The organism is Halorubrum saccharovorum DSM 1137 (assembly GCF_000337915.1).
Lineage (GTDB): Archaea > Halobacteriota > Halobacteria > Halobacteriales > Haloferacaceae > Halorubrum > Halorubrum saccharovorum.
Genome location: NZ_AOJE01000025.1, coordinates 34,744 through 60,092 on the forward strand (window position 1 = coordinate 34,744; position 25,349 = coordinate 60,092).

18 protein-coding genes and 1 tRNA gene are annotated in these 25,349 nt (G+C 62.2%); 15 read left to right on the top strand and 4 right to left on the bottom strand.

Features of this window, described 5'->3' with window-relative positions; all coding sequences use genetic code 11:
- Positions 1-26: 26 nt before the first annotated feature.
- Genes C471_RS07695 through C471_RS07715 form a run of 5 tightly spaced genes read left to right on the top strand, consistent with a single transcriptional unit; the run spans position 27 to position 6,836 of the window.
- Complete coding sequence (locus C471_RS07695) at positions 27-656, top strand: hypothetical protein (protein ID WP_004047791.1); 630 nt, start codon at positions 27-29, stop codon at positions 654-656.
- Positions 656-1,675 carry a hypothetical protein gene (locus tag C471_RS07700; protein WP_004047793.1) on the top strand — a complete coding sequence of 340 codons (1,020 nt, stop codon included), beginning with the start codon at positions 656-658 and terminating at the stop codon, positions 1,673-1,675. The genes C471_RS07695 and C471_RS07700 overlap by 1 nt, the downstream gene beginning before the upstream one ends.
- The gene (locus C471_RS07705; RefSeq protein WP_004047795.1) at positions 1,672-3,003 is read left to right on the top strand and encodes a hypothetical protein; all 1,332 of its coding nucleotides are present in this window, start codon (positions 1,672-1,674) and stop codon (positions 3,001-3,003) included. Before C471_RS07700 ends, C471_RS07705 begins: the two co-directional genes overlap by 4 nt.
- Positions 3,003-4,445: a hypothetical protein gene (locus C471_RS07710; RefSeq protein ID WP_049909109.1), complete on the top strand. Its 1,443-nt coding sequence runs from the start codon at positions 3,003-3,005 to the stop codon at positions 4,443-4,445. The genes C471_RS07705 and C471_RS07710 overlap by 1 nt, the downstream gene beginning before the upstream one ends.
- Positions 4,446-4,466: 21 nt before the next feature.
- Positions 4,467-6,836, top strand: coding sequence for a hypothetical protein (locus tag C471_RS07715; protein ID WP_004047799.1), 2,370 nt, complete (start codon positions 4,467-4,469; stop codon positions 6,834-6,836).
- Positions 6,837-7,688: 852 nt separating this feature from the next.
- Here C471_RS07715 and C471_RS07725 read toward each other — a convergent pair.
- The gene (locus C471_RS07725; protein ID WP_049909112.1) at positions 7,689-8,594 is read right to left on the bottom strand and encodes a hypothetical protein; all 906 of its coding nucleotides are present in this window, start codon (positions 8,592-8,594) and stop codon (positions 7,689-7,691) included.
- Positions 8,595-8,901: 307 nt separating this feature from the next.
- Complete coding sequence (locus tag C471_RS07730; RefSeq protein WP_004047804.1) at positions 8,902-9,396, bottom strand: hypothetical protein; 495 nt, start codon at positions 9,394-9,396, stop codon at positions 8,902-8,904.
- 2,808 nt (positions 9,397-12,204) lie between these two features.
- Between C471_RS07730 and C471_RS07740 the strand changes: the two genes are divergently transcribed.
- Together C471_RS07740 and C471_RS17400 are read left to right on the top strand one after the other, a co-directional pair.
- Positions 12,205-13,647, top strand: coding sequence for a hypothetical protein (locus C471_RS07740; RefSeq protein ID WP_004047806.1), 1,443 nt, complete (start codon positions 12,205-12,207; stop codon positions 13,645-13,647).
- A gap of 46 nt (positions 13,648-13,693) precedes the next feature.
- Entirely contained in the window at positions 13,694-13,843 is a 150-nt protein-coding gene (locus tag C471_RS17400) for a hypothetical protein (protein ID WP_160163133.1), read from the top strand.
- Between the two features lie 378 nt (positions 13,844-14,221).
- Here C471_RS17400 and C471_RS07745 read toward each other — a convergent pair.
- Positions 14,222-14,294 (bottom strand) — tRNA-Arg (locus tag C471_RS07745).
- 123 nt (positions 14,295-14,417) lie between these two features.
- Between C471_RS07745 and C471_RS16965 the strand changes: the two genes are divergently transcribed.
- The 4 genes from C471_RS16965 (at position 14,418) to pepF (ending at position 18,853) form a co-directional block, all read left to right on the top strand.
- On the top strand, positions 14,418-14,555 hold the full coding sequence (locus C471_RS16965) for a hypothetical protein (protein ID WP_239638630.1): 138 nt from the start codon (positions 14,418-14,420) through the stop codon (positions 14,553-14,555).
- Positions 14,556-14,758: 203 nt separating this feature from the next.
- Positions 14,759-16,438 carry a PAS domain-containing protein gene (locus tag C471_RS07750; RefSeq protein WP_004047808.1) on the top strand — a complete coding sequence of 560 codons (1,680 nt, stop codon included), beginning with the start codon at positions 14,759-14,761 and terminating at the stop codon, positions 16,436-16,438.
- Between the two features lie 73 nt (positions 16,439-16,511).
- Positions 16,512-16,985, top strand: a complete 474-nt coding sequence (gene rimI, locus C471_RS07755) for a ribosomal protein S18-alanine N-acetyltransferase (protein ID WP_049909115.1) — start codon at positions 16,512-16,514, stop codon at positions 16,983-16,985.
- Between the two features lie 68 nt (positions 16,986-17,053).
- Positions 17,054-18,853 carry an oligoendopeptidase F gene (gene pepF, locus C471_RS07760; RefSeq protein ID WP_004047813.1) on the top strand — a complete coding sequence of 600 codons (1,800 nt, stop codon included), beginning with the start codon at positions 17,054-17,056 and terminating at the stop codon, positions 18,851-18,853.
- A 99-nt stretch (positions 18,854-18,952) separates the two neighbouring features.
- On the opposite strand, the gene C471_RS07765 is transcribed toward pepF, so the two are convergent.
- Complete coding sequence (locus C471_RS07765) at positions 18,953-19,570, bottom strand: TetR/AcrR family transcriptional regulator (protein WP_004047814.1); 618 nt, start codon at positions 19,568-19,570, stop codon at positions 18,953-18,955.
- A gap of 232 nt (positions 19,571-19,802) precedes the next feature.
- Here C471_RS07765 and C471_RS07770 point away from each other — a divergent pair, with 232 nt between their 5' ends.
- The 4 genes from C471_RS07770 to C471_RS07785 all read left to right on the top strand — a co-directional run bounded on the left by C471_RS07770 (position 19,803) and on the right by C471_RS07785 (position 25,343).
- Entirely contained in the window at positions 19,803-21,506 is a 1,704-nt protein-coding gene (locus tag C471_RS07770) for a COG1361 S-layer family protein (protein WP_004047816.1), read from the top strand.
- 3 nt (positions 21,507-21,509) lie between these two features.
- Positions 21,510-23,987 (top strand): efflux RND transporter permease subunit, encoded by a 2,478-nt coding sequence (locus C471_RS07775; protein ID WP_004047817.1) that lies wholly within the window; start codon positions 21,510-21,512, stop codon positions 23,985-23,987.
- Positions 23,988-24,131: 144 nt separating this feature from the next.
- Entirely contained in the window at positions 24,132-25,043 is a 912-nt protein-coding gene (locus C471_RS07780) for a tetratricopeptide repeat protein (protein ID WP_004047819.1), read from the top strand.
- Positions 25,044-25,343, top strand: coding sequence for a DUF424 domain-containing protein (locus C471_RS07785; protein WP_004047822.1), 300 nt, complete (start codon positions 25,044-25,046; stop codon positions 25,341-25,343). It abuts the gene before it with no gap.
- Positions 25,344-25,349: the final 6 nt, after the last annotated feature.

A 25,349-nucleotide genomic window follows, 5' to 3' on the forward strand; every position in this document is an offset into this window, starting at 1 on the left:
TCCCCAGACTCCTACCAATATCGGGTATGATCGAACGGAACGCGGAGGAATTGAGAAGCGAATTTTTGCAGCACGTCGCTTTTATCGAGGATAAAACCCTGAAGACGGAGATTCTGACGTGGATCGATGAGAGTGTCATCCGCACCGATTCCGTGTCCGGCGCGGAACACGTCGAGGGGCGGCTTGCGGAGTTGAAGGCGTCGAATCCGATGCGGCACGACTCCGGCGACCCCGAGGACGACTTCCCTGCTGACTGCAAGGGCTGCCCGCATTACGGTGTCGTGTGCCCCGTCATCTCCGACCGCACGACGCGGGAGACTCGGCACCGGCGACTGGAGCAGGCGGAGACGGAGCAGGATCGCCTCCGCGTGTATCAGGACATCGCCACGGACGCGGACTGCCACATCATTCCCGCCGCGATCAGTGACTGGAAGCAGAACGACCGCGAAATCATCGAACGCGGCTACGAACTATTCTCGGCGATGGTTCGGCACCTCGACTCCGACGAGTTAGACGTGGACGCGCCGGACATCGGGGACGACCCCGAGATCGAGGACGTGTGGCGCGACACCCCCACAGAATCCGGCGGGATGCAGCTATCAGAAGACGAACTGCTGGATCGCGGTGTGTTACAGTCCGAGGAGGCGGATGGGTGATGCAGGCGTCACCGACCGGACTCGCGATCGCCGTTCTCGTCGTCGTCGGTATCGTGGGGGTGACGTGGGTCGTGAGCCGCCGCCTCCTCCAAAACTCGGGGAACGCCACGGACGCGGTGGACACCCCAGCAGACTCCCCTGATGACCCCGATGACGTGTCCGAGTTAGGGATCACTGACCGCGCAAAGTCGTGGACTCGGGCGAGGAAGATGCTGTACGGGTCTGCGGCGGCGGCGGCAGTGCTGTTGTCGGGTGGGGCGTGGCGTGTCATGCAGACGGGAGCGCCCACGTCTACCCTGCTGAGTCCGGAGGCCGGGATGGTCACGATCGGAGTCACTGGCGTTGTTCTCGGCATCCGATTCCACGCAAGCCAAAACGACTCCACGAACCCGTTGTACGTCCAAAACGAGCAACCGGGCGGTGACGATGTTGTCCGGAAAATCCCGCACCCTGAATCCGAAGTCACGGTTCGTGATGGACGCCCTGTCGTCCCGGAACTCACTCCGAACCCGATCCTCGGAGTGTTTCATCGGTTCAAGTTACTCGCGGAAGACCGGAATCTTCGCAGCACCAGGAAGCCGGGGAGTGACCGAGTTGAACACATGGTTCCGGATCACGCCGTGGAGCTACCCGATGGTGGGTGGTTCGTAAGGACGTGGGCGTCAGCCAGTGACTCCGGGGAGACGATTCTCGGCTCTCCGAGCGCCCCCGCTGACTACACTTATTCCAGCCCTCGGTCGATGAGTTACGCCGAGTCGACGGGGCAGCGAGAGGAAATTCGGCGGATGAGGATAGAGAACCGGGAGCTGAGGAAGACGGCTGCGAAGGCGGAGTCGGAACTGCGGTCGTGGCGGCAGACAGTCTTGAATGAAGAATTCAGGAACAAAGAAGAGATGAAGGAAGAATTCGGAGAATTCACTGAGCAGATCGCGACGGTATTGGACGCCAGTCAGGACGGTGGGAGTGATGACGGTGACGACTCCTCCGACTCCGTGTTCGACGGCGGTGATTCTGAGTGACTCGTCGATTCACTGCACTCACGGCGATCATGCTGGTGGTGTGTCTGATCGGCGCGGGGGTCGGCGGGGTTGCGGCGGACTCGCCGGGAGTCACTGCCGACCAGTTCGCAGTGGGTGATCAGGTCAGTGAACCCGTGGATGAGGAACCCACGCAGAACGAGACGGCTGAACAAGACGGCGGCGGGAACACGTCGACGGAGTCCAGTGACTCCGACCAGCCTCCCGACACAGACACGCCGTCGATGAGTGACACCGCGCGAATCACCGGGGTGGACACCGAGAGCGAAGTCGGGAGTGCGACCGCGCGCGATAGCGCGAACGGCACGGCGTTCAACACGAAGGGGGAGTTCGTTGTGTTCAGGGTGTCGGAGCCGCTGGACGCCGCCAGAATCCAGCAATCCCCCGCGACAGTTGAGATGCTCGGCCCGCAATCCGTCATGGTGGAGTTCGAGTCGGATGCCGCGCCGCTCGATGAGGAGAGCCTGTACACGCTCGAACTGTTCTACACTGACGGCAGTGACTCGCAGGTGGATCTGTACGCGAGTGACACTGACATCACAGTCGGGTCTGACGTGATGGAGGACATGCGCCCGGTCATCCTCGGCATCATGGACAGAGCGGAGGAAGCCGGGTACGAGGACAGCGCGACCGGACTCCAGAATTACGTTGAGGACACCGAGGAGACTGCGGAACTCCTCGACAGCGTCTTCTCGGAGCAAGCGGCGCGACTCGCTCAGATCGGACTCATGGCCGCAATGAACCCGCTGTTCTGGGTGATTGTCGTGTCCGGAGCCGCGCTCCTCGCCGTTCGCTCCTACCGACGCGATGGGCGCATCCACCGACTCATCAGCCAAGACACCGGGCAGGACACCCGACTCCTCCGCGAAGCATGGCTTCAGTGGCAAAGCGACCGACAAACAGCGGCGGAGGAGCCGCTGTCCGAACTGAAATCGGTCGGTCAGATGGGGGAGATTTACTGGAGAGACACCTACGGCGTCTCCTCAGTCGCTGACCTCGCGGAAATCGCGCACAACGGAATCCCCGTCGAGGACGAACACGGGGACGTGAATCACGTGGGCGGTATCGAGGAACTGCAAGAAGCGGACGACCTGATGGAATCGTGGCTGGAGCCGGTGTGCCGCGAATCTCGTGTGGCCGCGCCCGAGATCGCGCTCGCGCATCTCAAGTCTGCACTGACTCGGATGTGCAGTGACCACGGGATGAGTCACCGGTACCGGTCGACTCGGGAGGACGTGCGTCGACTCATCGAACAGCGCGATGGATCGACGGCCAGCAGTGAATTCGACACCGATGGAGGAACCCAATGATGAACCCGCGTGACGTGGTGAAGAAACTGGTCGGTGACCCGGAGACAGTGGAAGACCGAGTGCTTCCCGGGGTTGCGCTCGTGTCGATCTCAATCGCCGCCGCCGGACTGATCTACACGTTACTCATCCGGGGGATAGAGGCCGGAGGCGCGTCGAGTCTGCCGTATCTCGAACCAGTGATGCAGTACGCCACCAGCCCGTGGATCCTCGTTCTGGTCGCCGTGTTCATCGGGCGCGCGTGGTTGACGGGAAGCAAGAAGCGGGAGGCGCGCACGGCAGCCACAGCCACCGGGCGCTCCCCGCGAACGGTGAAGCGCCTGTCGATGGAGGCGTCCCGGGCGTCCGGCTGCACGCGCGCAATCATCACGTCCGAGGATGATGTGGAGTCGGCGCGTGACCGGATCGAGGCGGCGCTGGACGGTGACGCCGACCGATTGGAACCCACCGCAGTCACTGACTCCGAGGGTGACGAATCCGGTGGGGAGTCACTGAGCAGTGACTCCGAATCCCCACGCGACGGTGCGTCGTGGAGTCAGAAGTTGAAGGAGAAGCAGCTGGACGTGGCCGCGACTCTCGACATCCCCCGCGTCATCTGGGGCGGTGTCATCCCGGCAGTCACTGCTATGGCCGCGCTCCTCATCGCCGTTCAGATCTGGGTGAGTCCGATTGTTTACCCGTTCATCTTCGCCGCCGGAGTCGGGGTCGGCGCGGCGAATCTGTGGCGGCACCACGTCATGGATCACCGCAGGATCGATTCGTTGGAAGGGTCTACCAACATCGAGCAGTGGGATCAGGTCGCGGCGCTGGTGAAAACGGTGGAGACGCCTGACAGCACCGTGTACATCGGGTGGCTCCGAGGAACGGCCTTCGCTCACTACAACCGAGGCGAATTCAGTCACGGACTCGCAGTTCGGGCGTGTGAAACAACCCATGGCGACCCGGTGAGTCCGTCCATCATGACGCAGTACGCCCGGAATCTTCAGAAGATGTACCCCGACTTACGAGGGTTCTTGGCTAATGAGAGGGAGCAGATCATCCACGATCTGCTCGATGAGGTGCAGGGCAGCGACATGGGGATGATCCCCCGGCAGACACTCATCACTGACGTTGTTGAGAAAGGAATCAAGAACTCCGCCACGGGACGTATCGAAGGCGATCACGGACACGATCCGAAACTGGTCGCGGAATGTTACAGGGCACTCGTTCCGGCGGCGCTGGTTGAGGAGGACATCGAAATCGAGCGCGATGGGGAGTCGCAGACAATCCCCTCCGTCCGACTCCGAACCGACCCCGTGCCGCTGGACTTCAGTGAGATCACCGCGCAGTTCAGCTTCAGATTCGGATCCCTCGGTTCCCCACGGTATCCGGTCCCGGACACTGGCGTCGATGACATCCCGGAGTGGGCAGAATCCGCGATCAGCGAGTACCACCCCGACAACTGAACCCCACATTCAAATCTTCAAATGACCACAGACTTCAGCAGTTTACAGTCCAGTGACTTCGGCGAGACGACGGACGCGCTCGCATCCACGATCGAATCCAAACAGCAAGACGTACAGGAAGAACGCGCTCGTGCCATAGAAGCGTATGCGCGGAAGCTCATCAAGGCGGCGCAGATGAGTCTCAGCGGCGTCGACCCGGAGTCGGTCGCCGATGACACCAGTGACCGCGACATCCTCAGAGAGATCCATCACGTGCTACGGCTCTCCCCACGGATCGAGGAGGTGATGTCCCCAGCCACGGACACGGCAGTGACGCCGCGATCCGCGTCCCTATTCCGTCGATTGTGCAGCAGGTACGACGACGAGAACCCAGTGACTGCGGACAAAACCGCCGAGCTACAAGTGTACGTCGAGGCCGCCGAGTCACTGGGGTGGCTACACAGCATCAGCGACATGACGAGGTACGCGCCGATCCGGCTGGAGACGCTGGACGTGGCGGGGTCGCAATCACGAGTCACTGAATCCAGTCCACTCGGTCGACTCCGAATCGCGCACGACGACCCGAGTAGCCTCGAACACCGCGCGGTGGACATCCCACACGAGGACTGCGAGCATATCTTGATGATCGCCAACCCCCGCAAAGGGAAGGACAGTCTCGCGTGCCGTATCGCCGGGAATTTGAAGGATGAGCATCAGTACAAGTGGTTTAGCCTCTTTGACGACGGGCGGAATGAGACACCGATGATCTCGATTCCGAACACCGAGGACGCAATCAAGGAGTCACTGGCGAACGTCGATCAGGTGCCGAAAGGGTACCAGTCGACCGTTTGGGTTCCGAACAGCAATCTACCAGATCGCCTCCCGAGGAATCACCGCCCGTTCGCTATCGGGGTGGATTCGCTGACTCCCGGCATTATCGCGTCACTGAGCGGCGTCTCCCCTGAGTCCAGCGTCGAACGGAGGATCAAGCAGGCACTCAGTGACGCGATGAATCACGGCGGGGACGTGGACATCCTCATCGATCGCCTCGAAGAACTGGCCGGTGAGACGGCGGCAGTCGTGGAAGTCACGGAACGAGTCGATGACGGAACAGGGGAAGAAACCTCCGCGAGAAGCTATGAGATGGGTGAGGCCAGCGTTCTGGAGGACTGCGCGGAGTCACTGATGCTCCTCGCGTCAGAGGGTCTGCTGGTGGACGCGGGCGATCCGTTAGCCCTCGATATGCCCGCCGTACTCGACGATCAGGAACACGTTGCGATTCTGAACTGCAATTTTCTCTCTGACGGCGATGAGCATCTCAAATTCCTTTTGGTTAATCTGTGGATGCAGCTCATCTTCCGCGCGCGAGACACACACCCGGATCTCCCCCGTGCAGTCCTCGAACTCAGGGAGATCAAGAATCTCGCCCCGAGTAAGCTCGGCGACACCAAATACCGGCAGGTCGTGCAGTCACTCCGGCAAACGATCTACAGGATCGCGAGTCAGGGCGGATCACGGCGGGTGATGATGGTCGGATCCACGCAGAAGCTCAACGACGTGTACAAAGCTGTACGCGGCAATTTCCCGTTAAAAATCGTGCTTCAGATCGGGGAGGAGAAAATCAACACGCTGCGAAGCGCCGGGTTCAACCTCAAGAATAAGGAAAAAGACCAACTGAAAGGATTTAGGGTCGGATGGGGGATGCTCATCAGCCACGACGGGAAACATTACCCGATTCAATGGAGTGGCGCTCGCTGCGGGCTGGGACTCGGGGATCAGCACTGGCTCACGCGGTACGCGGACGCCGCAGGCGCGCGCATCCACACCCCCGGCGAGAGTTTCACCGTGGACACGTGGATCGACATGGACGGTGGCGTCCACCACACCGAGGAGGATGGAGCGCCGAACACGCACCAGTGGTACCTCACACCCCCGGACATCGTCGGAGAGATCGACGGGGAGCCGATCATAGACGACGCGGTGCTGACAGAGTCACTGGAAAAACGGCAGGGAACGCCCGCTCCGCCGCAAGACCTCCGCCCCGCCGACGTGACGTCGGGTGAGGTTGATCGGGAGATGACGATGATGAGCAGCGACCGAGCTGAACAGGCCATTCAATCCGGTTCCAGTGACTCCCCGGATTTGGTCGGTGTCCTCGGGGAGTGGGTGGAGTTCGAGGACGACAAATTTGGTCGGATGATGAGGACACTGGAAACAATTGAGCGGCATGACCTCGGGAGTTACGACGACATCGCGCAGAGATCCGGCGTCAAAAGGAACACGTTGAGTAAGTACATCAGAAAACAGAACGAACTCGGAGCTGCCGTCGAGAAACACGACGACGTGTACCAGATCACGGAGACAGGGTACGATGCACTGCCCTCCGTCGACTGGGACTCGGCCCGTGACTGACTCTTACGCGCACGACATCAGTTGGTGGATCCGCCCCGACTCACCCCCTACTGGCTGGGGTAGTGTGTGCGATCAATACCCCGCCGGAATATCGATAAAGCGCGTGCGTCACGTACAGTGTATGCGGGGCACCTTGCGCGCGGCGGCACAACGCACACGCTCGCGAAGAATCGCATGACGTGACCGGGGCAGTGACTGTGCCCGAGTCATCGAACCCTACCAGTCACTGCCTCGGTTCATCACCACCGACAGACTCGGGTTCGTCCTCACCAGACTCGTGGGGATACGCGAACACATCCGGCGCTCCCGTCCCAGTGAAGTACACCCGGCTCAGTGGGCCGGGCCGCCAAATACTGCTGCGCGGCGGATCACGCTCCACCCATCCCTCCTCCTCCATCACGCGCAGTGTCCGTCGCGCCNCCCGGCTCAGTGGGCCGGGCCGCCAAATACTGCTGCGCGGCGGATCACGCTCCACCCATCCCTCCTCCTCCATCACGCGCAGTGTCCGTCGCGCCGTCTTCCGTTGCGACTCAGGAATATCATCGAGTTCCTTGATTTTGAACGAATTCCCGCGAGCTAACTCCTCAATCAACGTCATCCATATCTCGTCTTTAATCGCCACACCCACTCACCATGCATCCACGCAGTCACTCNATCATCGAGTTCCTTGATTTTGAACGAATTCCCGCGAGCTAACTCCTCAATCAACGTCATCCATATCTCGTCTTTAATCGCCACACCCACTCACCATGCATCCACGCAGTCACTCACCGCCATAGAACCCACGATATTGGTGAGAGTACAAACCGGAGAAAACTCAGCAGGTCAGTGACTCAGCAATACACCCCGATTTTACTCTGCGTTCCGAGACAACTTATTTTTCGCAGCTCGGACGTTCTGCGACACGGTGGACTGACTCACATCACGCTTAGACGCCCAGTCTAACTGGCGTTCGTTATTCATCACGGTTTGGATGTAATCCGTGGATTCGGCGGGTGTGCAGCCAGCTTCTGCGAGTGCAGTGTGGGCGTAATCCGATGTCAGCTCCGGTTCGTGCCAATCGGTTTCAGGTTCAGAACGGTACGCAGGCGCAGTATTAACCGACTCGCCGGTAGACTCGAACGTCAATCCGAGGCGAGAGAACGGGTTTGCATCCATGATTCCAGCAAATTCGAAGAAATCGCGGATCACGCGACGCGGAACAAGAGTGCGGTAGTTGTGATCAATCTCCGATATTACAACATCGATGCTCATCTCTTTGTCTTCAACTGGCTGCCTGATCTTGTCAACGGGGATGTACCCATCTGTCTGCTTCACATCCTCCCAAAATGCGGCTTCAGCTTCGCTCGCTGCTTGCTCCACGATCATGTGCCGGATGGACTCCCAATGGTTGATTAGGCCGTTGTTGATGAGGCCGTTGTTGATTCCTTCGCGGTGTTCTTCCGGAGCTTCAGCTGCGTACTCGGCAAGTTTCTCGCTGATGTGATCAGCAGTCGGGAGGGTATCGAGGGCCGGGAGTTCGTGAATTTTGAAAGTCCCAACCTCCTTTACATCCCAGTATTCAGTGCCGTCTTCCGTTTCGTCTCGGTGTAATTCCACGACTTTGTCGGCTTCGGGGATGTACGACAGTACTCCGTTTTTGATTTCAGAGATTGGCGTCCAGTTACTCGGGGTTTCTTCGAGGGTTTCAGCGGGCAGAACGGCTGTGCGGATGGTTGTGGACTGTGCGTCGTTCGAATCAGACATGTTCTGTCTCATTACATTCCATTGTTTTAGCTACCCCTATATAAGAGTTACATCGGATTATAAGTATAGCTTAATTTTTGGGTGTTTCTCAAGCATCACTGAAACAATAGCCAGAAAACCAGACCCAAGTCACTCGGGTACCCACCATTTAAGATCGGGACGCCATTCCGTCGATACACGCCCCGATACACCCACGCGGGGCGGTCAAGGAACACAACACAACAACGTCAAAACCAGACCACAGTCCTCACTTCGCCGCGCTTTCTGCTTGTTGTCAATCACGGCACGCAGTCACTGGGACTCCCCCAGTCACTGCACCTCATACGTCCACTGGGTAGTGCTTCCCGAGGTCCGCGTCCATGTCCTCAACCGCGTGATTACTCAGTGTCGCTACCAACCGCCGCGCCTCCTCCAGATCCGGCATCCGATCCGACTCCGACGTGGCCGCATCCTCAATCGTGTCGAGGCGGGTGTCCAGATCATCGAGTCGACGCTCCACCCTGAGCAGTCGCTCCTCCGCGCTGCGGATGTCGTTCGATTTGGGATTGAGATCCCACGACTCCGCTTTTTCGACACCGGAGTCGGTGAGGGTTGCGCGTGTCGGCGGGATAGGTGTCGGGGCTGTGTCGTCCTTGTCAAGAGTCACTAAGTCCGCAGCTTCGAGTTTCTGGAAGCGGCGGCGGACATAGTCGTTGTCGGTGATCCCGGTCACGGTTTTGGCTTCGGAGGTTGTGAGTCGACGGTCATCCTGCCGGGAAAGTGCGTCGAGTACCAGCAGTGCGTCCGAATCGAGTCGTGTATCTTTGTGTTTCATCTTACAATTGTCGGCATGGAAGAAATCCCTATAAGAGTTGCGCAGAACTCTACGCGCGAGACGTGAGAAACCAATCAGAAAACAGTAGAACCCCAAAATACAGCGTAATGAGTATTAACGAGTCACGTGACCGGCCACTCGTAACGCGCAATGAGTAACCCAAAACCAACAGGTGAGACGGCAACGTGAGTTACGCGACAAAATCCCTCGCATACTAAGGCGAAATAGAAAGCAGAAGAGGAAATCGGGGTGAGGAGAACAAGGAAAGATCAGAGATCAAGAGCAGAACGGGGGTGAGAGGGAGCGAGAGCAGGAAGAAGGAGAAGAACGGTGAAGGGAAAGAGGAGAAGAAAAAGACGGGAGAGAAGAAGAGGAAGGGGTCACGGACGGGAGACAAGAGAGGAAGAAAAGGAAACAAAAACAAGGGAATCAGGAAGTCGGGAAACACGAAAGAGAATCGAACTGAAGCGATTACTTCACCCCGGAAAAGCTGTAGCTGTCATTGCTGTATTGCTGTTGGATGGCTGTAGCGACCGTAGGGAGCGTCCGAGCCTCCACGCGACCAATGGCCCTCGCGACCCGATCCCCCGGCGCGTGCCCGGCACCTGGACACCCGCGCCGCCCAACATCTACTCCACCTTGTCTACCTATTACGACTGTTCTGCCTACTCTACCTATTACGACTGTTCTGCCTACTCTACCTATTACGACTGTTCTGCCTACTCTACCTANCGACTGTTCTGCCTACTCTACCTATTACGACTGTTCTGCCTACTCTACCTATTACGACTGTTCTGCCTACTCTACATACTTTGCCTATTACGCCTATTCTAACCGTATTTTGAACCCACACATACAGTAATTCGGTATATTTTTATATTAATCAAACACATGAACAAGCGCACCGCGCAGAAAGAAACGTCAGGGTTTGGTGAAGTCCCGAGAGAAATCGGGGGTTGCTGGCCGCTCAGTGAACAACTGGCCACGTGATCTGAGGCCTCCGATTCTCCCGGATTCAAACATCTCACCGAGATCTTGCTTTTGACCGAGCGTCGAGTCACTGGCTATTATCACGGGCACGCACACGTGTGGACGGCCAGTGACTCACGTCGCCGCACACCGCACCGCAGACACCACTCACAGGATTCTAATCAAGCTCACCGGCAACACCTCATAACCACCGAGAAACAGCTCCACCAAGACTACTCAGGGAGATACGACTGCATCACCAACAGCGAATCGAAATGCGGCGCAGCACGACCCCGACCCAATACGCACACGCAGATCACGATCACAGTCACTGGCCCAGATCACGTCCCGAACCTTGGTCGATATACTCCCGAAAGGCAGATTCCATGAGATTCCATGGGATTACCAATACACACGCTCACCACCACCTCACCCCACTCACTCATCGAAATCCCGTTGAAATCACACCCTCGATTCCCATGGGATCACCGACCCCCCACATTTTGTTTTTAGACGGGGTCGCGCTCAGAAACTCGTCNCTCACTCATCGAAATCCCGTTGAAATCACACCCTCGATTCCCATGGGATCACCGACCCCCCACATTTTGTTTTTAGACGGGGTCGCGCTCAGAAACTCGTCACCCCTCACACCGACCACCAGATCCAGTAGCTCCAGTACAAATCCATGGAATCCCATGGGATCACCAATACACACGTTCACCACCACTTCACTCCATTCACACGCCGAAATCTCGTCTGAAACACCCCTCGATTTCCATGGGATCACCGACCCCCCACATTTTGTTTTTAGACGGGGTCGCGCTCAATACTCAGTGAGATTCACGGGGAACAACTCACCCCATGAGATCCCATGGGATCACCAATACACACGTCCACAGCCACCTCACCACTGTCACGCGCCGGAAACTCGTCTGAAACACCCCTTGATTCCCATGGGATCACCGACCCCCCACATTTTGTTTTTAGACGGGGTCGCGCGATATGACTCAACCCCCCTCGCTCAACAACTCAGCGAAGTCGGCGGCAGCTGTCGCAGGGCTGTCGCTGTCACGACCCTGCTGTACTACTCGCGGGCAACTGTTATGCTTACTATTAATAAAAAAATTAAAAAATAGAATAGATAGTTAATATAATGGTTATACACAGAAACCCTTAAGTAGATATGTCCCGTACATTACCGTAGAGGGTCTTACCGACAGACCTACCGCACGGAGTGGGGTAGGGTCGTCCCTCGACCCCCTCCGCCTTTTCCTCGCGCCCCCCGCTAAAAACAAAATGTGGGGGTGCGAGATCCCATGGGATTTCGGGGACGTGAAACTGCTTATTTTGGGGGTAGAACGTCGAACACACGTCACAGTACGGAGTACCGTGATCCCATGGGATTCCATGGATTGAGGTGTTTCGACTATTCACCGAGAGTATTTTGAGCGAGATATGAACCGTGATCCAGTGACTTTGGCCGAGATTGAGTTACATCACGAGATCCGTCTGTGAGGTGCGCGCGACATCAGTCACTGCGTCACTGATCAGGGGGTGTTCGTGTTGAGCGCGCGACCCCCGCTAAAAACAAAATGTGGGGGGTCGGTGATCCCATGGGATTACGGGGTCGTGAATCTGGTTATTCTCGGGGTAGACCCGTGTTTCTATGCCGCAAGTGGGGAGTACGGCAATCCCATGGAATTTCCACTGGAGTCACTGGACCCACTGGAGCGGGGGGTACCACTGGATCTGGTGGTTCACTGGATCCGGTGGTTAATTTCACCTGAAATCCGCAACTCAACAAGGCATATAAGGGGCGCGATCTGACACCGAAATACGATGACCTCAATCCAAACTACAGTCGATGACGACATCGCGGACGCATTTACTCAATGGGCCGAAGAGAATTACAAAAGTAAAGCCGCTGCACTCCGCGATTACATCAAAAAAGCCCCAAAAGGCGAATCCGTTCACAGCGCCACAACAAACGAAGACCTCGAAGACCAGATCGAAGACCTCCGCGACACGATCGAATCTGGGTCGATCAACGTTCAGAATCAGACTCATCAGAATCAGGAACAGAACAGTGCTGAATCCGAAAATGAAGACGTGGATCTGATCGAGATGTACGACCCGGATGTTGACGCAGAGGAGTTGCCTGACGACCTCACCCCGGAACACGACGATGAATCGTGCGTGCGCAAAGACATCCTCGAATCTGTAGTCAAAAAGTGGGAGGAAACCGGTGAAGTCCCCGAGCTGAATCCGACGCACATCAGCACGGATCCCCGTCCGCAAGGCGGTGACACACCCGTTGCGCTCGGCATCGGGATTATTCAGCACCGATTCGAGAACACGATCCAGCACTCCTCGATTGTGGACGTGTTAGCGTCTGATAACGGTGGATTAGGGTACACGAAGCAGTACGTCCGGGAAAACGGGCACGCTCACGACATTGCAGGCACTATGGTGCCTGTCCCCGGCGAGGATGGCGTGTACATCGTGGATGACGACGTTAAGTCAGCCGCACTCACCCAAACCGAACACGAAATCGAAACTGAAGTACAGGCGCTCGAAAATGCGGATGATTGGCGGTCGTTCGATGCGTCGATTCGGAAGCTGGATGACCTCCTGAAAGACCTCCGGACGATTAAGCAGAACATGGGTGTGACGAGTCAGATCAGCGAGGACGATGTTAATGACGACATCATAGCTGCTGGCCGTGATCTCAGCGAAGACCTGTTCTTCGACGCGCTCGCGGACGCTGAAGGCGTTGTTGAGGAGTTTGAGGAGCGGTTAGAAGAGATGCGTGACGCAGATACGTATCCGGAGTACGTGGCTGCTGACCCCGACTATAACCGTGTAATCAACGCTAAGGCCACGGTCCAAAAGCCGGGCGATCATGATGACCCATACGGTGCGTTATCGCAAGACGATCTCAGCGCCGCTGACGACGTACAAGACCGGTTTGAGGAGGTCAGAGGGCAAATCAAGAGAGTTCGGTATCACAAACAGGGCATGATTGAGGAATCCGAAAAACGCCGCGTTGAGTACCGCGAACTGGGTGTTCAGAACCTCGTGGACATCGCGATGGAAACAGAGGATCTGAGTGTCGCTGAATCGGCAGTGAACGCTATTGACGACCTACACGCCTGCAAACACAGCACTACACGACAGACGTATGCTGATCTAACGATTGAGGTGGATTACCAGTCGATGCGCAGTAAACTCACCCGTAATTTCCGGCAGTTAGAGAGCTGTGATTGGGGTCTTTGGGGTTAGGTTTCTCAGTTCTCTGTTGTTAGTTCTCTTTCTGTTTTTCGTTCCCGTGACTGCGAACAGACTCACGCAGTCACTGGGTTCGAGTTCGGTTTCGGATCTCGATGAGATTGAGGACATGGCAGACGATGCTGTGGAGGCCGTTGAGGACCATGCTGAGGGGAACCGTGACGATGTTGTTGGTGGTGTTGAGGCGTAGGCGGGTCGGCCAGTGACTGCGGGTGGGGTGACGGCGTCCGTCTTTTCTGCGGTGTGCGGTGAATCGACGAGTCACTGGCCTCGGATGATCGATCCGAATGATGGCCTCGGATGAGCAATCAGAAACGCATCTCGATGGCTCTCCCGATTTACTCGACCCCATAGATGCTCAGTTCTTCATCGAACCCGTTCCGTCTCAAAGCGTCACTCGACCCCAAATACTAACATGAATGCCGTTTTGGTTCTTCCCGAATCGACAGACGGCGGCGACCGTCGTCACGGAGCGTGACGAAATCACCCCTCGAAATGAACCCGAAATACTACCGATCGCTACGCTGTCCCGTGGTTTGCTATGTATCCGCACCAAGAGGGTGTGTGACGGGCGCGACGGGATTTGAACCCGCGGCATCTTGGTCCGGAACCAAGTGCTCTGTCCGCTGAGCTACGCGCCCTCACGACCGGATATCCGCGGCGAGCGTTTAACGCTTCTGACTGCGGTCGCCCGGATCGGTCGACGGCGGGAAATCGACGCAGTCCGGCTCGGCACTGTCACCCCGGCGAGACGCCTTTTGAAGGTGAGATCTCCACTCGAAATCGTCCCCTTCGCCGCCGTGCTGCTGTCACCGGCGATGTTCGACGGCGCGCTCACCGCGATCGACGAGGAGCGCGCCGGGCTTCTCGCGATGGCGCAGGCGCGTTCGCGCTCTGCGTGAGCGGCGGATTCGCCGACGCATGGGACGCGGCCGAGGCGAGGGATCTGAGCCGCCGAGGCGATCCGCTTCGACGGGAGGGAAGGCCCAGCGACCCGATGACGGGAGATCGCTCGCAGCCACCTGTGCTCGCCTCTGATTATCCCGTCTGATACTCTGAGGGCGCGGGTTTATCCGATCGCACCCGAAGGGGAGACCGAACTAGCGTGACCCTCCGCCCGACCGATCGTCCGTCGACCGCCCGTCGAGACGCCCGCGCCGGCGACGACCGCCGGGAGTCCGACGACGGCGGGGAAGACGGCTCCGTCCGCGAGCCGCCAGCCGCGAACGGGGCGGCAGCGACGACCGGGGCGACGGGGGCGCGCGGTGAGGCTGACGCGGACGAGGATGTCGAGTCGGCCATCCCGGACGCTCCGGGTGCCGACCGCTTCGTCGCGGCCGTCGCGGTCGACGGCGAAGTGCTGTTCGCCGGGCCCTCGGTGCCCGCGGTGCTCGGGGTCGAGCGGACGGCCCTCCTCGGGGGAGACCTGCTGGACCACGTCCACCCGAACGACCGCGAGCCCGTCGCCGACGCGCTCTCCGCGGTCGCGACCGACCGCGTCGTCACCCACCGGCTCCGTCACGCCAACGGCGGATTCGTCTGGGTCGAGTCGGTCGTCGACGAGGAGTTGGCCCCCGAGTTCGGCGGGCGCGTCGTCACCGCGCGCCGCGTCGACGCCGAGCAGGCCTTCCCGGAGCGGTTCCGAGAGTTCTTGGAGTACGGCACGGACCTGGTCACCGTCGTCGACGACGACGGTCGAGTCCGGTACGAGAGCCCGTCGGTCGAGGAGGTGCTCGGCTACGAGCAGGGGTCGACCGTGGGGCGGTCCCCGCTCGGCTACGTCCACCCCGACGACCGCGAGCGCGTGACGGAGCGGTTCTACCGCGCGCTCAACGACCCCGACGCGACGCCCACATTGGAGTACCGCTACCGCACCGCCGACGGCGACTGGGTCTGGCTGGAGTCCCGGACCCGGTCGCTGCCGGCCGACGCCGCGGTCGGGCACTTGCTCATCAACTCGCGAGACGTGAGCGAGCGGAAGGCGCGCGAGCGCCGCCTCACCGACCGCAACGAGCGGCTGGACCGCTTCGCCAGCATCGTCTCCCACGATCTCCGAAACCCGCTGTCGGTGATCCGGGGGTCGATGGAGATGGCACGGCTGAAAGGCGACACCGAGCCGCTGGAGCGCGGCGAGCGCGCCGTCGACCGGATCGACCAGCTGGTCTCGGAGTTGCTGACGCTCGCCCGACAGGGATCCGGGATCGACGAGCCGACCGAGTTCGCGCTCGGCGCCGTCGCCCGCGAGGCGTGGGACACCGCCGGGAGCGCGGACGCGAGGCTCGTCGTGGGCGCCGACGCCCGGGTGCGCGGCGACCGCGGTCGCCTGAGACAGGCGTTCGAGAACCTGTTCCGGAACGCGACGGAACACGCCGCGCCGGACGGCGGAGAAAGCGTTCGACCGACCGACGGGGGCGAGGACGCCCGGCCGACCGACGGCCCGAGCGACGCCCGGCCGACCGATGGCGACGAGGACGCCCCGCTCACCGTCGTCGTGACCGCGACCGACGGGGGGTTCCTCGTGGCCGACGACGGACCGGGGATCGCCCCGGCGCACCGCGAGGCGGTCTTCGACCCCGGCTTCACGACCCGCGAGGCCGGGACGGGCTACGGGCTCGACATCGTCCGCGAGGTCGTCGAGTCGCACGGCTGGACGGTCGGGCTCCGGGGCGGCGGCGCGGACCCCCCGTGCCCGGACGACGTGGCAGTCCCCGGTGGGGCGTGCTTCGTGGTCCGAGGGCCCGCCCCCCACGCGGCCGAGGCGGGCGAGCCGTGGATCGACGGGTGACCGCGATCGGCGCGGGCGACACGGGAGCGTCCCGTCCCGTCGCGTTTATTCCTCCCGCGCGCCAATCCGGCCCGTGACCCCCGTGGACGCGACCGTCCGGCCGGTCGAGCGCGCCGACCTCCTCGCCGTGATCCGGATCGAGCGGGCGTGCTTCTCGGACCCGTGGCCGTACGACGCCTTCGAGCGGCTGCTCGACGAGCCCGCGTTCCTCGTCGCGGAGCGGGAGGGGGCGGTCGTCGGCTACGTCGTCGCGGATTCCACCCCGAATCACGGGCGCGACATCGGCCACGTGAAGGACCTCGCGGTCCACCCCGAGGCGCGCGAGGAGGGGATCGGTCGGACGCTGCTTCGGTCCGCGCTCGCGCGGCTTCGCGCCGTCGGCGTCGCCGTCGTGCGGCTGGAGGTCCGCGAGAGCAACGCGGCCGCGCGCTCGCTGTACGCGGACGAGGGGTTCGACCCGATCCGCCGCATCTCGAACTACTACCGAGACGGCGAAGACGCGCTCGTGCTCGTCGTCGACCTCGCGGAGTGGGCCGGCGGGGAGTGACGGCCGCGTTGCTCACGCGGAGTTCCGCGTTTGACAAGCCTTAGTGCCCCAGGGGCGAATCCCGTGGTATGAGTTCGGTTCCCGAGCGAACGGAGATCGACGAGTCGTACAAGTGGGACCTCCAGAGCGTCTACGCGGACGACGAGGAGTGGGAAGACGCGTACGAGGCGGTCTCTGACCGGATCGAGGAGCTCGCGGCGTACGAGGGGCGCGTCACCGACGACGCCGGAACCCTCCTCGAACTGCTGGAGCTACGCGAGGAGATCTTCCGTGACCTCCAGCGGGTGACGACGTACGCCCGGCTCCGCAGCGCCGAGGACACCCGGAACCAGGAGTATCAGGCGATGTCCGCGAAGGCGTCCTCGCTCGGCTCCGAGGCGTCGAGCGCGATCTCCTACCTCGAGCCGGAGCTCCAGTCGCTCACGGAGGCGGAGGTCGACTCCTTTATCGACGCCGAGCCGGCCCTCGACGAGTACGAGCACTACCTCGACGACGTGTTGCGGATGAAAGAGCACACACGCTCCGCCGAGGTCGAGGAGGTGCTCGCCGATCTGTCCGAGGTCACCGACGCCCCGAGCGAGATCTACTCGATGCTGACGAACGCCGACATGACCTACGGCGTCGTCGAAGACCCCGACGGCGAGGAGGTCGAGATCACCCAGTCGAACTTCACGAAGCTCCAGAAGAACCCGGACCGGGCGTTCCGCGAGCGCGTCCACGAGACGTTCTACGACGAGTGGTCGAGCGTCCGAAACACGGTCGGCACCTCCCTCGAAAAGGCCGTCAGAGAGCACGCGACGAGCGCCGAGATCCGCGGCTACGACTCCGCGCGTGCGGCCGCGCTCGACGGCTCGAACGTCCCGGTCGAGGTGTACGACACCCTCGTCGACAGCGTCGACGACAACCTCGACGTGCTCCACCGCCACGCGGAGCTGAAAGAGGAGGCGCTCGGCGTCGACCGGCTGGAGAGCCACGATCTGTACATGTCGCTGACGGGCGATCAGGGGCCCGACGTGGAGTACGAGCAGGCCCGCGAGTGGGTGATCGAGGCGGTCGCGCCGCTGGGCGAGCCGTACCAGGAGCGGATGGCCGAGGGGCTCGACTCGCGGTGGGTGGACGTGTACGAGAACCGCGGGAAACGCTCGGGCGCGTTCTCCTCGGGCACGTACGACACCCAGCCGTTCATCCTGATGAACTACCAGGACGACATCGCCTCGATGTTCACGCTCGCGCACGAGCTCGGCCACTCGATGCACTCCGAGCTGGCCGGCGACGCCCAGCCGTGGCACGACGCGAGCTACGAGATCTTCGTCGCGGAGATCGCCTCCACCGTCAACGAGACCCTGCTCACCCACCACCTGCTCGACACGGTCGAGGACGACGCGCTGCGCACCCACGTCCTCGACGAGTACCTCGAACGCTTCCGCTCGACGCTGTTCCGGCAGACGATGTTCGCGGCGTTCGAACAGCGGATCCACGAGCGCGTCGAGGCCGGCGAGGCGCTCACCCCCGACGCGTTCGACGAGATCTACGCCGACCTCAAGGGCGACTACTACGCGCCGGCCGAGCTGACCGGGGGTATCGAGCGCGAGTGGGAGCGCATTCCGCACTTCTACTACAACTTCTACGTCTACCAGTACGCGACCGGTATCTCCGCGGCGGCCGCGATCGTCGAGCGCGTCCTCGACGAGGGCGACGAGGCCGCCGCCGACTACCGGGAGATGCTGAAGGCCGGCGGCTCCGACTACCCCCTCGAGGTCGTCGAACTGGCGGGGATCGACATGGCCTCGCCGGACCCGATCGAGTCGGCCGTCGGGATCTACGACGAGTACCTCGACGAGATCGCGGCGCTGCTGGATCTGGAGTAGGTAGTCTCGACCGTCGAGCAACGACGCGTCGACCGCCGCTCTGGGAGGTACCCCGATCGGTGAACTGCACCCTCCCGTCGCGGAACTCGGGAACTTCGGTCACCCGTCCGCGAAGAGACCGTCGACGATCGTCTCGATCATCGCGTCTTCGACCTGCTCGTAGGCGACGTCGTTGTCGGCACCGATCGGGGCGTTTCGCGAACGCGCAGTGAAGACGAGCGACATGAGTAACTGATCGATCAGTTCGGGATCGTCGTACCGGAACGCGTCGAGTTCGGCCCACCGCTTAGCGAACGGGAGCTCGGAGTGTCGGGTGTCGGAGCTGATCGGATCATCGGGGACCTTCGCGTCGGCGATCCGATCTTGGAGCGCGCGTAACTCGCCGTCGACGATCAGCGTGGAGATGAGCGGGTTCGATCGCACTTCACTGAGGGTCGTTTTCAACAACACGCGCACCTCTTCGCGCGGAGTGTCGACCGCTTTGACGGCTTCGGCGATCTGCGCCTCCAGCGATTCGCGCTCCGCGAGAAGCACCTCGACGTACAGCGCTTCCTTCGAATCGAAGAACTGGTAGAACGTGCTCGTCCCGATCCCGGCCTCCTCCGTGAGGTCGCTGATCCGCGTGCGTTCGAACCCGAACTGAGTGAACAGATCTCTACCGGCCTCGATCAGTTGATTTCGGATACGCTCTCGGTCTCGTTCGGTGAATCTACTCATTATCGTGGTACTCAGACGCTGTCTATCGATCGGTATCGGTCCATCGATCATGCGTTACGAATCCAGAAACAAAGAGTTTATTCATTTTTGGAACCGTGAATAGGTATGGAACGGACTCCGAGATTGTCCACCGAGGTAGGGCCTGTCCGATATCACCGTCGTCAGACGCGCACGCTGACGGGAAACCGATGATGCGCGGACGAGCAGACGGACGCGACGACCGAGCTGGGGGGTGGTCGGCGTGACGCGGACGAAACTTCTCGCCGTGTTCGCCGCGGTACTGATGCTGACGAGCGGGACCGTCGGAGCGGTCGCGGGCACGGCGCACGGGGGCTCGACCGCCGGCGGGGCGACCGCGGACGCGGCGACCGCGACCCTCGACGGGACGACGGCCGCGGACCCGGCCGCGCGACCCCAGACCGCAGGCGTCATCCGCGGGTCGCCGGAGCTCTCAGTGACGGCCCCGCGACCGGAAGTCACGCCCGGCCGGACGAACGAAGTGGAACTCCAGATCATCAATGACGGCGACATGGACCTCGGCACGCCGGAGACACGGGAAGTGGTCACCACCGCGCGCAACGTCCGCCTGACGGCCGACGGCGGCGACACCCCGTTCACGGTGGAAACGGGCACGATCGGGCTCGGTTCCGTGACCGAAACCGCACCCCGTGAGGTGCCGATCGCCGTGAGCGTGCCGAACGGGACCGAGGCGGGGAGCTACGAGCTCGACGTCGAACTGGAGTACTCCTACACGTACCAACAGTCCGGCGGCGTCACCTACGACCGGACAGAGACGGTCGACGCCGAGGTCGAGTTGGAGGTCACCGAAGACGCGCGGTTCCGGATCGTCGACGTGACGACCGACGCGCAGATCGGTGACCAGGGAGTGCTCGAGGCCGAGATCAGAAACGTCGGCGCGACCGCCGCGAACGACGCGACGGTCGCGTTGGAGTCGTCGAGCGCCGGACTTGGGCTGGGACAGGGAACCTCCGACGCGGCCCTGATCGAATCGATCGCGCCCGGTGAGACGGTCACGGTCCCGTACGACGCTTCGTTCGCGGCGACGGCGCCCGAACGGAAATACGCGATCTCCGGGAGCGTCTCCTTCGAGACGCCGGACGGAATTCCCCAGGTCGACGAGGGGCTTTCCGCCGGTGTGGCGCCACTCGGCGAACAGACGTTCGCCGTCCGCGACGTCGAGTCGAGCCTGCGGGTGGGTGAGGACGGCGAACTACGCGGAACGGTGACGAATGACGGACCGGTCGCGGCCAACAACGTCGTCGTCCAGTACGCGGACGAGTCCGGGAGCGTCATTCCGATCGAACGCTCGACCGCAGTCGGCACGTTGGAGCCGGGCGAGTCGGCCGACTTCACGCTCCCGATCGCGATCGGCGGTGAAGCGGAGGCCGGACTCCGTTCGCTCGGACTCGCGGTCCAGTACCGCAACGACGGCGGTGAGGCTCGCCTCTACGACGAGGTGGCCGTCGACACCGAGGTCGCGCCGGAGCGGGACCGGTTCACCGTCGCGGTCGAAAATCGAACCATCGATGCGGGCGGGACACGAACCGTCGAGGTCGCGGTGACGAACAACCTCGAAGAGACCGCGAGCGACGTCGAGGCGCGGCTGTTCGCCGACGATCCGCTCGACACGGGCACCACCGACACGGGCTACGTCCAGTCCCTCGAACCGGGTGAAACGACGACGATGACGTTCGAGTTGACCACCACCGGCTCTGCGACGGCCGGGAGCACCTACCCGATCTCGCTCGACTTCCGGTACGATGACGCAGACGGCGACAGTCATCTCTCGGACACCTACCGCGTTCCGATCGACGTGACCGAGAGCGAGGGCGGCGGGATTCCGATCCCCGTGATCGTCGTCGCGCTCCTCGTGATCGGAACCGGCGGACTGGTCCTCTATCGGAGGCGGCAGTAACTGATGTCGGTCGGTGAGCAGATCGAGGCGGGGACGCGGCGGCTCAACGACGCCATCGTCGACAGGCCGCGCCAGGTCATCGTCGCGTTCCTCGTACTCACCATGGTGTTCGCCGGCGGGATGGGGCTCGTCAGCACCGACACCGGAGCCACCGACGCGTTCACCGAAGGCCTCGACGAACAGGAGGCGCTCGATGCGGTCAACGAGCAGTTCGACGACCCGTTCGAGCCGAGAAGCGAGTCCACCCAACTCATTCACACCGGCGGGAACGTCCTAACCAAGGAGGCGCTCGTCCGCGACATCCGGCTGCTCGAAGAGCTGACGAACCGTGACGACCTCCGGGTGGCGTCGGTTAACGGACCCGCGCCTGTCGTTGCGAGGGCCATCGACCCGTCGGCGACGACGGTCACCGAGCAGCGGCGCGCACTCGAAGGCGCCACTCCCACTCAGATCCGTCGGGCGGTTCGCGGACTCGAAGGGGAGCCGCAGTTCGGCCGGGCGCTGTCGACCGATTTCAACCCGACGAGCGCCAGCGCGTCGGCGTCGATCACGGTCGTCTCACACCAGGTCCCTCCGGGCTTTTCCGACGGGAACCTCCAGGAGATTCAGACGACGATCCAGACGATAACGAACGACTACCCCGGAGACATCCGGGCGTTCGGTATCGGGATCACGAACGCGGAGACGGCGAACGTGATCGGCGACTCGCTGACGATCGTGATGCCGGTCGTCGTGCTGCTGCTGTTGCTGTTCCTGGTCGTGGCGTACCGCGACCCGATCGACCTCTCGCTGGGGCTGTTATCGCTGCTCATGACCGTTATCTGGACGTTCGGATTCCTCGGGTTCTCCGGCATCCCGTTCAGCCAGCAGATGATCTCCGTCCCGGTCCTGCTGCTCGCGGTCGGCGTCGACTTCGGGATACACATCATCAACCGCTACCGCGAGGAGACCGTCAAGGGCTACGAGGCCGTCGAGGCGATGCGAGAGGCGAACAACCAGCTCATGATCGCCTTCGTCATCGTCACGGCGACGACGGTCTTCGGGTTCGGCGCGAACGTGATCTCGGATCTCGGACCGATCCGGGACCTGGGGATCGCCTCCGCGATCGGCATCATATTCACGTTCCTGATCTTCGGGCTGTTCCTGCCGGCGGCGAAGCTCGAGGTCGACAAGCTGCGTGACGCGTACGGGGTTCCCGAATTCAACTCGGCCCCGATCTCCTCCAGCGACTCCACGCTCGGTCGGCTGCTGACGTTCCCGACGCAGGTCAGTCAGTACGCGCCGATCGCGTTCGTGATCGTGTTGCTCGTCACCGGGGGGATGGCCGCGACGTACGGCAGCGGCGTCGACACGTCCTTCGAGACGGAGGACTTCCTTCCGCCCGAAGAACTCCCCGAGTACGTGACCGCGTTGCCGGAGCCGTTCGCTCCCAGCGAGTACACCGTCACGGAGACGATCACCCTCTTAGAGGACCGCTTCTCGACCAACCAGGATCAGTCAGTAACGATATACGTCGAGGGCAACTTCCAAGAGGATCACGCGCTGGAGGCGCTCGCTGCCCCGAACGACGATCCACCGTCCACGCTCGCCGTCGGCGACGGCGGGAGTGCGCGCCCGACGAGCATCGTCACCGTGATCCGAACGCAGGCCGAACGCGATCCGGAGTTCGCCGAGCTCGTCGCCCGCAACGACGTGAACGGGAACGGGATCCCCGACCGCAACCTCGAACGGATATACGACGTGCTGTTCGCCTCGCCGGCCGGCGACCGCGCCGCGCAGTATCTCACGCGGGATCGGCGAAACGCACAGGTCGATTACGCGATCGACGCGAGCGCGTCGCAGGGCGAGGCCGCCGCCGACGCGCGGCAGTTCTCCGAGAGCTTCCGGCAGGACGCGACGGCGACCGGCCAGCTCGTCGTCTTCGACGCCGTGACGGACATCATCTTTAACTCCGCGATCCAAGGGCTCGTCCTCGCGATCGGCCTGACGGGGGTGTTCCTCGTCGTCTCGTACGGGGTCTTGGAGGGCAAGCCGCTGCTCGGGGTCGTGAACCTCTTCCCCATCCTCATCGCCATCGCGTTCCTGCTCGGAACGATGCGAGCGCTCGGGATGTCGCTGAACGCGCTGACCGCGACGATCCTCTCCATCTCGATCGGGCTCGGGATCGCGTACTCCGTGCACGCCACGCACCGGTTCGTCGACGAGTTCAACGAGAACGCGAACGCCTACGAATCGATGATCATCACGTTCTCGGGCACCGGTGGCGCCCTGCTCGGGAGTATGCTCACCACGTCGCTCGGCACCGGTGCGCTCGGTCTCGCGATCACCCCCGTGCTCGGTGACTTCGGGCTGCTGATGGGGTTGAGCGTCTTGTACTCGTTCATCTTCACCGTCGTCGCGCTCCCCCCGGCCGTGCTGTTGTGGGAGCGGTATTCCGGCCGGCGGTCGAGCGGCGTTCCGAACGCCGCCGTGACCGAGTAGCCCGCTCGGAGGGCGGTGCCCGGCCTTCGGCGGTCGGCCGCGTCACCCCACACCGCGGGGAGTGAGGATGCGCCGACGGCGAACCGCCCTCGCCGCGGCGCTCCGACGCAACCCTTACGCGTCGTGACCCGCTAAACCGGGTATATGACCGACGAACGCGACGACGACCGCCACGAGTTCTCCGCCGGGCAGGGCGTCGACGCCGACTACGAGGAGTTCACCCTCGACCCCGAGGAGATCGACGCCGACCCGAACACGGTCGACCCCGTCGACTCCCGCGTGCTCACGGACATCATGGACAAGCGCAACGTCGAGAGCGACGCCATCGACGTCGAGCGCCTGATCGACGTGGGGCTCTCGTACATGGGGATCAACCGCCACGAGGAGGCGACGGAGACGTTCGAGCGCGCCGCCCGCTTCGCCGACGAGGACTCGCTGGAGGCCCAGGAGGCGTGGGTGAACAAGGGCGCGGCCCACGCGGAGCTGGAGGAGTTCGACCAGGCGATCGGCGCCTACGAGGAGGCGCTGCGGATCGACGACGACTCCGAGCACGCCGCGACCGCCGAGACCAACCTCGCGTACGCGCTCTGGGAGTCGGGCCGCGGCGAGCAGGCGCTCGAACACGCCGAGCGCGCCGTCGAGACCGACCCGCGCTTCGCGGAAGCGTGGTACAACCGCGGGTTCCTGCTGGTGGAGCGCGGGCTCGCCGAGGACGCCGTCAGCTGCTTCGACAACGCGATCCGGCTCGGCTACCGGAGCGCGGGCGTGTTAGAGGAGAAGGCCCGCGCGCTCGAAGAGGCCGGCGAACACGAGCAAGCCGAGGAGGTCGCCGACCGCGCCGAGGAGATCCGCCGCGAGGCGGAAGAGCAGATGGTCGAGGAACAGACCGGCCAAGCGCCCGGGCCCGGCGGCCAGGGTCGTCAGGGCGGACGCCCGGGCGCCGGCGGCCAGCCCGGGGCCGGCGGTCGGGGCGGCCGCGGCGGTCACGGTGGGCGGGGGTCCGGTCGCGAGGAACCGGAGCGAGAGCTCCAAGGCGAGGGACCAGAGGGGTTCTAGATGCTCCTCCGCGAGCGGGAGACCGCCGAGGGGCGGCTCGTCTCCGTCTGCGACGCCGACTGTCTCGGCGAGACGTACGACAACGGGCGCGCGACGATCACCGTCAGCGAGGAGTTCTACGGCGGTGACGACGCGGTCGAGGCGACCGCCGAGGAGGTCGTGGCGGGGCTTCACCGCGCGCAGGTCGCGAACATCGTGGGCACCGAGGCCGTCGGCGTCGCCGTCGAGGCCGGGCTCGTCGACGAGGAGACCGTGCTGGAGTTCGAGGAGACCCGACACGCACAACTGCTCTGGCTGTGACCGATC